Source organism: Alicyclobacillus pomorum DSM 14955, from assembly GCF_000472905.1.
Classification (GTDB): domain Bacteria; phylum Bacillota; class Bacilli; order Alicyclobacillales; family Alicyclobacillaceae; genus Alicyclobacillus_A; species Alicyclobacillus_A pomorum.
On sequence record NZ_AXAR01000010.1, the window covers coordinates 75,949 to 87,955 of the forward strand.

Sequence of the window (12,007 nt, forward strand, 5' to 3'; positions counted from 1 at the left end):
GTCAGCGCTCCCCCCTTGTCGCGTGCACGCCGAGAAACTGCTGCTGCCAATCTTCCCGCTGCAGTAACTCTTGCATATTTCCCGAGAGCACCGTACGACCGTCGTCCAGCATCACAAACGTGTCAGCCACTTGACCGGCCAGCCACACATTCTGTTCCACCAGCAGCACGGTTCTGGAACCCTTCAGTCCTTGCAGAATCTCGACCAACCGATGGACGTACCCCGGCGACAGACCTTTGCTCGGTTCGTCAATGAGCAGCACTGGCTGTTCGGAAATCAACGCACTCGCCATCGCCAGCATCTGCTTTTGACCACCACTGAGCGATCCGGCGGGCCTGCACCACGCTCGCCGCAAATCGCCAAACAGGTCCATCATCCGCTCTACTCGCTCCGGATGGTGTCCATCCCGTGCACGTCTATCGGCCATCTGCAGGTTTTCTGCGACCGTCAGGCGGTGAAAAACGTGGTTTTCCTCGGGTAGATACGCAATGCCACGCCGAGCAATCTGATGCGTGGACAAATCCCCGATGGCCGCGCCGTTCATGCGAATGTGGCCCGCTCGCGGGCGCACGTAGCCCATGATGGTCCGAAGTGTCGTCGTCTTTCCTGCGCCGTTGCGCCCCATGAGCACCGTCACCTGATGCTCCGGTACTCGAAAACTGACGCCCTGTAGGATTTGAAACTGGCCGATGTTCGCGTGTACGCCGTCGAGTTCAAGCACGTGTTTCATGGCGACCTCCCAGATATGCCTGTGCGACATCCGCGTTGTGCATCATCTCGTCCGGCTCCCCCTCTGCCAGAACTTGCCCTTGGTGCAGAACCACAATTCGGTCAGACAGTTGCATCACGACGTCCATCTTGTGCTCTACGAGAACCATCGCGTACGCTCTTTGCGCCTTCAACGCGTCAATCAGTTGGAGCATGCCAGGCACTTCCGACACCGCCATGCCAGCAGTCGGCTCGTCGAGCAGGAGAACGTTCGGTTTCAATGCGAGCAACATGGCCACCTCCAGTTTCCGCTTGTCCCCGTGCGACAGCGTCCCCGAAGGTTTATCCCGGTGGGCAGTCAGTTGGACTTGTTCCAGTCGAGACTCCGCCTCATCCAGCAGCCGTTTTCGGACTCGCCTGAGATAATCCCACGCATTTGTGCCTTCTCGAGCCTGTACAGCGAGGTATACGTTCTCCAATGTAGTCAGCGTTGGGAACAGATGGGTGGTCTGAAACGACCGCCCAATCCCTGCCCGCGCCCGCTTCTCAGCGCGCCACGCCGTGACGTCTTGCCCATTCAACAGCACTCTCCCACCGGTGACGGGCACCCCGCCGCTCAGCGCACCCATGAGTGTGGTTTTGCCAGCACCGTTGGGGCCAATCAGCGATACACATTCACCTACCATGAGCCGCAGGGACACATGTTTCAGCACGTGAACCGGTCCATACGAGACACTGATGTTTTCGGCCTGCAGCGCCACAGATTCACTGCTCATCCAGCGGTCACCGCCCTTTCCCGACTAGCCATCTCGTCACTTCTTGTTCAATACGGGCGGTACCGTATCTGATGCAGGAATGACCTTCTCCAGCGTCGGCACCGGATAATCGACGCCATCTTGCTTCTTTAGCACCACCGCGTACTGATCTTGCAGTGCCTGGTGATCCTCCGCGCGGAACGTGTAGGTCCCTTTCGGTCCTTGGAATGTCATACCTGACAGCGCCTTTGACAACGCCTCACCGCTTGCGTCGCCGTGGGTCTTCTTCAGGCCTTCCACGATGGAAATGGCCGCTGCCATGCCGTCTGGATCGAACAAATCAGGAACGGTGTTGTTCTGCGATTTGTCGTGACTGACGAGGAAGTCGTTGATGGGGTTGTTGGGCAGGGTGTAGTAGTAGGTCGTAAATCCGTGCATGCCTTCCGCACCCTGGAAGAGCGCCTTGATGGCGCCGATGTTCGGGATGCCCGTGATGACGGTTATCCCCTGCTTATCCAGCTTCATGTCCTGGATGGCCTTCCACGGCCCTGGAGCGCCGGCCCACGTGACAAACAGATACTTGGGATGCGACTGAATGATTTTCTCCAACTGCGGGGTAAAATCGGTTGCCGTCTGGTCGGCGAATACGTCCTGGACATCCTTCAGCCCAGCCTTCGTGGCCAAATCTTTGAACGCTTTCACCGAGTCCCAGCCGAACGAGTAGTTCGGTGCCAACTGGGCGACCGTCGCGCCGGGCTCGGTGACGGCTTCGACCGCTGCCTTCGCCTCCATGTAGGAATTCGGCGACACTTTGAACACGTACGGGTTGTAGTTCTGGCCCGTGATGCTGTCCGCCACCGCCGGGCCGACGACAAATACCTTCTTGTACCGCTCGGCCAACGGTTCCACTGCAATGGCGCTCGCGCTGCTGGCGCATCCGGCAAGGACGTCGACTTTCTCGCTGGACAGGAAGTCCTTCGCAGCTTTCACGGCCGCGTTCGGATCCGCCCCGTCGTCCTTGAACTCTACTTGAATGGGGTGTCCGTCCACTTTGTTCGTACCACCTGTCGCGTACTCTAGGCCAATGTTGAATCCGCGCCGCCACTCCACGCCGTAGTCCGCGATGACACCTGTCAGGGACGTCACCACACCAACCTTGATGGGCGACGCCGACGCGGGATTCTTGTTGTCGCTGTTGCCGCCCGATGACCCTCCACATCCCGTCACTGCGACCGTCGCCACAAGTACGGCCGCCGCCATCTGTTTTTGCCCCCGTAAGCGTTTCACATCCAGTTCCCCCTCCGGTTTTTGTAAGCGCATTCAACCGTAGAGCAACGGTATCATTCCGAAGTTACGGGGGAGTTACAGACAGCCGACCATATCAAAAAGCGGACGCCAACTTTGGCGCCCGCTCGGGAAACAATCGAAACGTGATATGGAGGGTGATTTACAGGTGTCAGCCAGAAACGTGCACACGGGAGACGGGCTGCTCCACACGCGTGGATGCCTTCTCCACCTGTGCCGTGGTAAATCCACTGCAAATTCCCCAAAAGTAGAAGGCCAGAGACGAAACGGCCACCAGCACCATATCCCATCCGTACGGGATGACGCCAGTCCCGCCAAAAGCTGGGCTTCCCAACCACGAAACGAGCATCATGTACAGCATGTAAACAACCAGCCAGAGCCCAGCCTTGAGATGCTTACCGAATCCAGCCCAACCTTCTTTTCTTTGATAGTGCAGAAAAATGGGTAGACCCACGAGCATCACAATGATGACCTCACCCGTCAATGGCCATCTTGCCCAGTAGAGAATGAGCGAAGCAAGCATGAAAGCCGACGGAGCAATCCAGCGGAGTCCTTTGAGCTTCAGCGGCCGCTTCAAGTTCGCTGCAGTCTTACGCAACGACATCACCGCCACAGGACTGGTGAGATAGGACACCAGCGTAGCCACGGAAATGACGCTGGACAGTTCGCCCCAGCCGCGGAACATCAGAAGAAACGCGTACTCCACCACGAGATTCAGCAGCATCGCTCGCCGCGGGATTTTGTAGAACGGGTGGACGGCCCCAAACACTTTCGGGAACCAGCCGTTTTCCGTCATTCCGACAATCATGCGCGACGTCGTCGCCGTGTACGTAATGCCTGTTCCGGATGGAGAGACAAACGCGTCCGCAAACAGAATGATGGCAAGCCAATTCAAGCCGAGCGCCATAGCTAAGTTCGCAAAAGGCGAGTTGAGCGTAATGCTGCCCCATCCATGCGAGACCATGTCTGGCGTGACGGCTCCCACAAAGGCCACCTGCAACAGGACGTAAATGACCCCTGCAATTAAGATGGAGCCGAGGACAGCCCGCGGCACCGTCTTGTTTGGGTTTTTCGCCTCTCCCGCCAAATTCACGGGACTTTGAAAACCGTTGAACGCAAAAATGACTCCGGAGGTCGCAATGGCGGTCAAAACTCCCGACCAGCCGTTCGGTACAAATCCGCCGTAATGGGAGAAATTCCCCGGATGAAAGCCTGCCAACAAGATTCCAATTGCAGTGAGCGTCGGAACGGCCAATTTAAACACAGTGATCAATGTGTTGACACGTGAAAACAACTCTAATGTCCAGTAGTTGATGAAAAAATAGAACAAGACGAGCACAGCCGCGCAGAGCAACCCAATGGTCGTCAAGTGCTTTCCATCATACAAGTTCTGTACCCAATGCCAGGGCCAGGAACTCATGTACTGAACCGAAGCTTCCGCTTCAATCGGAATCACTGACACAATGGCAATCCAGTTCGCCCAGCCAGCCATAAAACCTGCCAGGGAACCATGTGAATACTGCGCATAACGAACAGCGCCGCCCGACACGGGAAACATGGCGCCGAGTTCGGCATACGTCAGACCAATCAACAAGATAGCTGCCATTCCGAGTATCCACGCGAAAATGGCTGCAGGTCCTGCTACTTTCGCCGCCTTCCAAGCCCCAAACAGCCAGCCGGATCCGATGATGGACCCCACACCCGTCATGGTCAATGCGAACGTTCCAAGTTTTCTGTTGAGGTTCTGCATAGAATTCTCCTTTTCGCACAAGATGTCCGATGTGTGTCATTCAGGTCAGGGCCCTGGCATATCGTATGGTATGGATATATTTCCCATGCACCAACTGGTCATATCTATTATACCAACTGCTCACATTGACCGTACAAGACAGAATCTGGTTTTCATAGGGCGTTGTACGTTGTCCATCACCCGCGTGCAACACTTTGCCTACCTGTTGCGTCTTCAACAATAAACCTTTCCCGTTCCACGCTTGTACGCCTGGAACCGAAGGAGATGTGACTTGTGAACAAGTGGATTGGACTTTGCCTCATCAGTGTCACCATGGCCACTGCGTGTACTTCTCCCATTGCGGCAAATCCGATGAAGACCGGATTGCAGAATACGGTCCAGGGAAACCCAAAGTTTGTGCAAGTGGCACCGAATCCAGTGCAAGTCACCATCGTGAAGAATGCCAGCACCACCACAGTGACGAACCCTGCGCAATTGAGTGCACTGGTGCGTGCGGTCAACGCCCTCGCAAACCAGCAGATACCTGGGCAGGTGCACTGTATGGCCATGACCGCGGACCACTATACATTGACGTTTCACTACAAGGACGGCAGCATCCGTTCGTTTCACAACCATGGTGGTGGATGTCAGCCGCTGGTAGATGACCAGAGTGGAATTCGTTTGCAGTCATTTGGGGCGGTACTGACAGTCATCAACCCATTGCTTTCCCAAACAAGGAATCCGTAAAACGTGTCTCGGCTGCACCTTGTATAGACAGACAGGGCCGTCCAGACACGAAGCGGCCCTGCGCTAGATCTCCTTAATAAGCTCGCATGTACTGCTTTGGAGGTGTCACTTCTTGCTTTAACGCCTGCATCGCATGGATGGCCCAATAAGGGTCACGCAACATCCCGCGCGCCACGGCGATGAGGTCCGCATCTCCATTGGCAACGACAGACTCGGCCAACGCGGGGTTATCCAACATGCCGACGGCAATGACCGGAACGCCTAGCGCTTCCTTAATCGCCCGCGCCATGGGTACCTGGAAGCCGGGATAGTTGCCAGGTTTCCGTGCGCCAATGGGTCCTTCACCACCGGATGAAACGTGAAACATGTCGACGCCTGCATCACGGTAACGCCTGCATATCTCAATACTGTGATCCAGGCCGTACCCTCCGTCCATGTATTCAATAGCCGATACGCGCATAATGAGTGGCATGCTTTCCGGCATTACGCTCTTGACCGCTTGTACCACTTCCACGCCGAACCGAGCCAGGTCTTTACCGTACTCGTCCTCGCGGTGGTTGATGCCAGGCGAGTGGAACTGGTGAATCAGATAACCGTGAGCGCCGTGCAATTCGATGGTGTCAACACCGGCCTCCACCGCACGTCGGGCTGCTTCCTTAAACTTTTGCACCATGTCCCGCGTTTCAGATGTGGTCAGTGCCCGAGGCGTCTTAAACTTGGAACTGACCGGTATTGCTGAAGGGGCCACTGGCACTTCCGCGTCTTCTGCTTTCCTGCCCGCGTGTCCAATCTGAATCCCGATTTTGGCACCGTACTTGTGCACTTCCGAGATAATCCGAGCGAACGCAGGAATGTGATCATCCGACCACAATCCTAAGTCGTAGTCCGTGATGCGACCGTCCGGTTCCACGTCCGTCATTTCCATGATAATCAACCCGGTCCCGCCAACTGCGCGAGAAACATAATGAACGAAGTGCCAGTCGTTCGGCTTTCCGTCCTTCGCATCCACCGAGTATTGGCACATCGGCGGCATCACGATGCGATTTTTTAAACTCAAACCTTTCAACGTAAATGTCGAGTTCAAATGCGGCATGCTCGTATCCCCTTTCCAAGTTGGATTGTCAGTGCACTCCAATTTGCCCGTTGGCGTAAGGCAAGAGCAAGCCGTACAGCGTTCGCAGCGTTGGCACATCTAAGCCGTGCTGTTCAGCAACGCGCAACGCTGCGCCCTGCAGACTCTCCACCTCCAACGGGAGGCCCTTGCGAAAGTCCTGGTGCATGGACGACGTAGCACCTTTAGGCATCGACTCAATGAACGCCATCTGCGAGGCCACGTAATCTTCAGGTAGGGACCATCCGTCAGCCTGCGCGAGCATCGACATTTCCTCAAGGGCGCTGCGGAAGATGGCAGCCGTTGGCTTGTAGGCGACCACCTCGTCGATAGGCAGTCGACTTGCTGTCGTGACGCCGGAAAACGCTGTGATAAACGCGTACTTTTTCCACACGTCGACCATGATGTTGTCGCTTTTCACCAGCACCATATTGGCGGATGCGCTTTCGACCATAAGCCTCTCACAGAACGCAACCTGACTCTCGTGAAGCGGCCCGAATGTGATATGGTGCGCGCGGTGGGTGTGGATGATATGCCCTTCGCTGTTCAAGGTCGTGATGATATGTACCAACCCACCCAGAACGCGGTCCGTTCCACACGCGTCCTGCAACACCTGGAAGTGCTCGATTCCGTTCAGCAACGGCAACACGTAAGCGCCTTTCTGCGCCAACTTTACAATGTTCGACAAGGCCCCTGTTAAATGATAGTTCTTCACGCCCACCAATACCAGGTCACATTCGGGAATATCCTCAGCCCTGGTGGCCAGTGTCGGCACGAGGTGTGCGTCACCCTGCGGGCTCTTCAAGACCAGACCCGTTTGCTGCAGTTGTGCCTTGCGACCCTCCCGTACGAGAAAAGTCACATCGTGGCCCGCCTCCTGCCAGCGGGCGCCAAAGTAGCCCCCAACAGCCCCAGCTCCAACGATGGTTATCTTCACCCGAATCCACTCCTCTCCACGGTGTGCACTGTTATGACTGCGCCAACGTCTCGTCGGCTGTCTTGAGTGTAAACACTTCACCATGGCTTCGAATGACTATCTTGTCCGCGTCATCCCCCGCTGCTGCCAACAACCGCTTCATCGGCTCGTCCACGGGCTCCTGCGACAACACAAAGGTGTCCCAGTGAATCGGGACCAGAAAACGCCCGCCAGCATCCACAAACATACTCCATGCTTGTTCCGGCGTGCAGTGAGACTGCTGAAACGAGTCAGGCGCGTACGCACCGATGGGCATGCATACGACGTCAATCTGACCACGCTCGCGGAGCGCCGTAAACGTGGGCACGTACGCCGTGTCTCCAGCGTAAAACAGACGCTTTCCTTGATACTCGAGGAGAAAGCCTGTCCAGCCGTACTGCTGATTCCACGGGAACCGTGCACCCCAGTGCCGCACCGGAACGGATGTGACCTTGACCCCACACGAGGTCTCCACGGAATTCGTCCCCCCCAGTTCACTTACGCGGCCAAACCGCATGCGTCGGATCAGCCGGCTCGTCGCAGGGGCCGTCACCACCTCGACGTCCGGAGACGCCAGCTTGCGAAGGGATGGAATATCGAAGTGGTCCATGTGGGCGTGCGACAGAAGAATCAGGTCGACCTGCCCCATCACCTCTTCAATCCTCACCGCAGGCGCCGTGTGACGTCTCGGACCGATGGCCCACGGCCCAATGTTTACGCCTACGCGTTCAGAAAACACCGGATCTGTGAGAATTCCAACTCCATTCCAGCGGATGTACAACGTAGAGTGCCCAATCCAGCATACCGACAGCGAATCGTCCGGTAAGACGCTCAGGTCGGGGTGTTGCGCAGGTTGCTTGTAAGGCGGGCTTGGGACAAATTTACGGTAGCGCCGGTATTGCACCGTCATCCACAGCGCGGCGAGTGCCACCAAGGAAAGGGCGATGATGCAAAGCCACAACAGGATACGCACCCGCGGAACTCCCCTTTCGAGATGATGATACCTCAGTTATTGTATCAAACGGGGATATTGATCCGTGCCGTGCCGTGCCTTAAAGATCAGGTAGTCAATGTAGTTGCGCGGTTACGGTGAGGCTATAGACACAGAGGAGGCTGGGCTGTGCACCACATCACGCTGGGTACGCTATCGTTTCTGTTTATTTCTGGCTTCCTTGCGTCGTTCATCGACTCCACCGTCGGTGGGGGTGGACTGGTGTCACTGCCCGCGTTGTTGTTCAGCGGCCTGCCTCCAGCGCTCGCGCTGGGCACCAACAAAGTGGCAGGTACGTTCTCATCGCTGACCAGTTCGCTGTCCTACCTAAAATCCGGTAAAGTGAACTTCGACTTAGTCAAGTTCCTCGTGCCGATGTCGCTCATAGGTTCCATTCTCGGCGCGGAACTTGTCCGCCACATCCCCAGCGGCTTCCTGAAACCCCTGGTCATCGTCATGTTGATTCTCGTGACGGTGTACACGGTGCTGAAAAGGGACGTGGGCAAGACATCCACCTACCGGGGCCTGACGCGAGCGATGATTTGCGCGGCAGCCGGCGTCGCGTTTGCCATTGGATTTTATGACGGCTTTTTCGGGCCAGGCACAGGATCTTTTCTCATCTTTGCCTTTGTGCTCATCGGTTTCGACTACGTGCAAGCGTCCGGCAACGCCAAGGCGCTCAACTTCGCAAGCAATATCGGCGCGTTGATCACCTTCGCCCTGCTGCACGCCATCAACTGGGAGTACGGCATCATCATGGGCGTCGGTATGGTTGCAGGCGCCATCGCCGGCTCACAGGTCGCCATCCGCAATGGCGCAGCGTACGTGAAGCCTATCTTCATTTGTGTCACCTTGGTGATGATTGGGAAACAGTTGTGGACCATGCTCTGAGCAAAGCGGGGCTGACCCAACGCCAAACGCGATGGGGTCAGCCCCTGCCTTTGTTTGTAGCCAAGGGATGAGTACATGGTCATCGACAGCTGGGTGTTGTCGGTGGCCATTTATGTACAGTATATCTACGAGTTGGCGACGATTCGAGGATAACTGGCCACCGGGAATCGCGCCTGATTTGAGAGAATTTGCTTTGCGTGACATGGTGCGCAGATGCCGAGTTGATAGTCTATGCCTCGGACGCGCCGAAAACCTGTCTTGAATACGCGATACATGAAAGTCTGGTCATGCATTGACTGACATTGAATGCAGAAGCATTGCATAGACCTCACCCCCGAACGAGCTCAGATCTGTGTCTATAGATACTATTCGATCCGCGTTCTTTCTCTGTGGGGGTTGACTGAACAAATCATATATCGATTCCGAAAATTTTTGCACACGGGTTGAGGACGGTCATGCCGTCCTTCATCATTTCTGAATTCAACTATTTGACTCGTTATAAATTTATGATAAGTTTGATGATGATAAAACATATTGGAATAGGAGGTATTTAACATGTCAGTCGTCACGTTTCACGCCGATGTCGTCTGGTCTGGCGAAAGTGTTCGTTCTATCGCTGAAATTCGAGGGAAACAAGTCATCATTGATGAACCTCAATCACTCGGCGGCACAGATCAAGGCCCGAACCCTGTCGAGATTCTGTTAGCCAGCCTTGGCGGTTGCATTAATGTCCTGGTGACAGGCTTTGCACAACTTCATGGTGTAGAACTCAAAGCATCAAAGGTGTATGTCGAAGGTGATCTCGCTCGAGATGGATTCATGGAAGTGTTGAGAGGCCGAATCCCCGAAAACGTACGTCCTGGTTTTCAGGAGATTCGCTACCGTATTGACATTGATTCCCCTTCCCATCCGGCAAAGATTCAAGAACTCATTGACCACGTAGAACAAGTTTGCCCTATCAAGGACACGCTCGGCGGGGTGCCAGTCGTTCCTGTAAAGGAAGTCGCTTCGCAGAACTAGACTCACACCTGGTTTCACGGCACGTGCGAAGTTCGGCGTGTCGTTTTTCATGCCGTCTTCATGGGTCATGGCACGTGTAACATGATAGGATAGAGATACCACCAATATCGTGGATGGAGGAGCGTGTACATACGTGTTTGAGGCGAATTTACTGAAGAATAAGGTGATTCTCGTAACCGGTGGTGGCACTGGGCTCGGACGAGCGATGGCAGAGAAATTCCTCGCGCTCGGCGCCAAAGTCGCCATTGCTAGCCGACGTCAGGAGGTGTTGGAAGCCGCAGCGCAGGAGATGTCGTCCCGCTCCGACACACCTGTATTTCCAGTTTCCTGTGATGTCCGCAACCCAGATCAAGTGGCTGCCATGATGGACACAGTCATGGACCACTTTGGCAAAATCGACGTCCTGGTCAACAACGCTGCGGGCAATTTCATCAGCCCGACCGAACGCCTCTCCCATCGGGCATTCGATGCCGTGCTCGGCATTGTCCTCCACGGCACAACGTATTGCACACTCGACTTGGGAAAACGCTGGATAGCTTCCGGCCAATCCGGCACGGTACTCAACATTGTCACGACATACGCGTGGACGGGTTCTGGCTACGTGGTACCTTCTGCAGCAGCCAAGGCCGGCGTTCTGGCGTTGACGCGTTCACTGGCAGTGGAGTGGGCAAAATACGGCATTCGTCACGTTGCGATTGCCCCTGGCCCATTCCCAACAGAAGGTGCATGGTCCCGACTGGCACCCACGCCTGACTTGCACGAAAAGCTGGTTCAGCGGGTCCCGCTCGGTCGAGTGGGAGAAAAGGACGAGTTGGCGAACCTTGCCGCGTACCTTGTATCGGATTACGCCGCATTCATCAACGGCGAAGTCGTCACCATTGACGGCGGCGAGTGGCTGAAAGGGGCAGGAGAGTTCAATGAATTGGAGGCTGTGACACCCGAACAGTGGGATCAACTCGCGGAACTGACAAGAAAAAATAAGTAGCCCGGTGTTCCACGCGATTTTTACCATCATGGAATCGGCCCATACGTGAATGCGGGATACAGTTGATATCTCGTCATTCTCTCAAGTCTCACAAGATGCGGTCTGCGAAACGTGGGTACCATCAAAAAACATCCTCACTTTTGGTACGTTGGTGTCTCAACAACTTCTGCCAAACACGAGGGTGTTTTTTGCTGCAGACACACAGGTGAATGCGTGGACGATGAGGTGGTAACGTCGAACTTTGCGTACAATAGAAAGACACCCCGGACAAAGCAGGTGAGTTTGTGCCCATCACAGAACGGCTGACCCAAGGGATGAACATCTTGTTCATTGGATACAACCCGTCGTTGACCTCGCACGCAAAGGGGTTCAATTACGCTGGCAAGAGCAACCGATTTTACCACGTGTTGTACCAAAGTGGGCTAACCACACGCCTCTATCGCCCCGAAGAAAGCCCAATGCTGCTCGATGACTATGGGTATGGATTCACCAACATCGTCGCGCGCCCGACGAAAACGGCCGCGGAAATCCGGAAGGAGGAATACGCGGAGGGGCGGATGGTACTATTGGACAAACTCACCCGGTACCGACCGAAATTCGCATGTTACGTAGGCAAGGGGGTCTACGAACAGTTTGCGCGTCCAAAAAACAAAGTACCATGGGGCTTTCAAAGCAAAGACATCGTGGATGGCGTCCATGATTTCGTAGCGCCCTCCACAAGCGGTCTGGTGCGTATGAAACTGTCCGAACAGGTGGCCATCTATCGAATGCTGGCAGAAGCGGTGAAGACAAGCCGTCCGAATTAGAACA

At 55.3% G+C, this 12,007-nt stretch carries 12 protein-coding genes; 5 read left to right on the top strand and 7 right to left on the bottom strand.

Going from position 1 to position 12,007, the window contains the following annotated elements; all coding sequences use genetic code 11:
• Position 1: 1 nt before the first annotated feature.
• The 4 genes from YWK_RS0111435 to YWK_RS0111450 form a co-directional block, all read right to left on the bottom strand.
• A complete protein-coding gene (locus YWK_RS0111435) occupies positions 2 to 730 on the bottom strand; it encodes an ABC transporter ATP-binding protein (RefSeq protein ID WP_026964904.1) in 729 nt (242 codons plus the stop codon).
• On the bottom strand, positions 714 to 1,484 hold the full coding sequence (locus YWK_RS0111440) for an ABC transporter ATP-binding protein (RefSeq protein ID WP_026964905.1): 771 nt from the start codon (positions 1,482 to 1,484) through the stop codon (positions 714 to 716). Before YWK_RS0111440 ends, YWK_RS0111435 begins: the two co-directional genes overlap by 17 nt.
• Positions 1,485 to 1,520: 36 nt before the next feature.
• A complete protein-coding gene (locus tag YWK_RS0111445) occupies positions 1,521 to 2,750 on the bottom strand; it encodes a substrate-binding domain-containing protein (RefSeq protein ID WP_245578602.1) in 1,230 nt (409 codons plus the stop codon).
• Positions 2,751 to 2,919: 169 nt separating this feature from the next.
• Positions 2,920 to 4,518 (bottom strand): APC family permease, encoded by a 1,599-nt coding sequence (locus YWK_RS0111450; protein WP_026964907.1) that lies wholly within the window; start codon positions 4,516 to 4,518, stop codon positions 2,920 to 2,922.
• A gap of 273 nt (positions 4,519 to 4,791) precedes the next feature.
• Here YWK_RS0111450 and YWK_RS0111455 point away from each other — a divergent pair, with 273 nt between their 5' ends.
• A complete protein-coding gene (locus YWK_RS0111455) occupies positions 4,792 to 5,244 on the top strand; it encodes a hypothetical protein (protein WP_026964908.1) in 453 nt (150 codons plus the stop codon).
• A 73-nt stretch (positions 5,245 to 5,317) separates the two neighbouring features.
• Here YWK_RS0111455 and YWK_RS0111460 read toward each other — a convergent pair whose 3' ends face one another.
• From YWK_RS0111460 to YWK_RS0111470, 3 genes are read right to left on the bottom strand one after another with little or no spacing between them, the layout of a single operon-like run.
• Positions 5,318 to 6,337, bottom strand: coding sequence for an NADH:flavin oxidoreductase/NADH oxidase (locus YWK_RS0111460; protein WP_026964909.1), 1,020 nt, complete (start codon positions 6,335 to 6,337; stop codon positions 5,318 to 5,320).
• A gap of 28 nt (positions 6,338 to 6,365) precedes the next feature.
• Positions 6,366 to 7,292, bottom strand: coding sequence for a ketopantoate reductase family protein (locus YWK_RS0111465; RefSeq protein ID WP_026964910.1), 927 nt, complete (start codon positions 7,290 to 7,292; stop codon positions 6,366 to 6,368).
• 31 nt (positions 7,293 to 7,323) lie between these two features.
• On the bottom strand, positions 7,324 to 8,283 hold the full coding sequence (locus YWK_RS0111470; RefSeq protein WP_245578603.1) for an MBL fold metallo-hydrolase: 960 nt from the start codon (positions 8,281 to 8,283) through the stop codon (positions 7,324 to 7,326).
• A 147-nt stretch (positions 8,284 to 8,430) separates the two neighbouring features.
• Here YWK_RS0111470 and YWK_RS0111475 point away from each other — a divergent pair, with 147 nt between their 5' ends.
• The 4 genes from YWK_RS0111475 (at position 8,431) to YWK_RS0111490 (ending at position 12,003) form a co-directional block, all read left to right on the top strand.
• Positions 8,431 to 9,192: a TSUP family transporter gene (locus YWK_RS0111475; protein WP_026964912.1), complete on the top strand. Its 762-nt coding sequence runs from the start codon at positions 8,431 to 8,433 to the stop codon at positions 9,190 to 9,192.
• A 555-nt stretch (positions 9,193 to 9,747) separates the two neighbouring features.
• Positions 9,748 to 10,212: an OsmC family protein gene (locus YWK_RS0111480; RefSeq protein WP_026964913.1), complete on the top strand. Its 465-nt coding sequence runs from the start codon at positions 9,748 to 9,750 to the stop codon at positions 10,210 to 10,212.
• 133 nt (positions 10,213 to 10,345) lie between these two features.
• Positions 10,346 to 11,197 carry an SDR family oxidoreductase gene (locus tag YWK_RS0111485; protein ID WP_026964914.1) on the top strand — a complete coding sequence of 284 codons (852 nt, stop codon included), beginning with the start codon at positions 10,346 to 10,348 and terminating at the stop codon, positions 11,195 to 11,197.
• Between the two features lie 284 nt (positions 11,198 to 11,481).
• Positions 11,482 to 12,003, top strand: a complete 522-nt coding sequence (locus YWK_RS0111490) for a uracil-DNA glycosylase family protein (protein WP_026964915.1) — start codon at positions 11,482 to 11,484, stop codon at positions 12,001 to 12,003.
• Positions 12,004 to 12,007 lie beyond the last annotated feature (4 nt).

Excerpts from the sequence above, each read along its gene's own strand:
- YWK_RS0111460 (WP_026964909.1), bottom strand. The coding sequence starts at position 6,337 with ATGCCGCATTTGAACTCGACATTTACGTTGAAAGGTTTGAGTTTAAAA.
- YWK_RS0111450 (WP_026964907.1), bottom strand. The coding sequence starts at position 4,518 with ATGCAGAACCTCAACAGAAAACTTGGAACGTTCGCATTGACCATGACG.
- YWK_RS0111480 (WP_026964913.1), top strand. The coding sequence starts at position 9,748 with ATGTCAGTCGTCACGTTTCACGCCGATGTCGTCTGGTCTGGCGAAAGT.
- YWK_RS0111440 (WP_026964905.1), bottom strand. The coding sequence starts at position 1,484 with ATGAGCAGTGAATCTGTGGCGCTGCAGGCCGAAAACATCAGTGTCTCG.
- YWK_RS0111435 (WP_026964904.1), bottom strand. The coding sequence starts at position 730 with ATGAAACACGTGCTTGAACTCGACGGCGTACACGCGAACATCGGCCAG.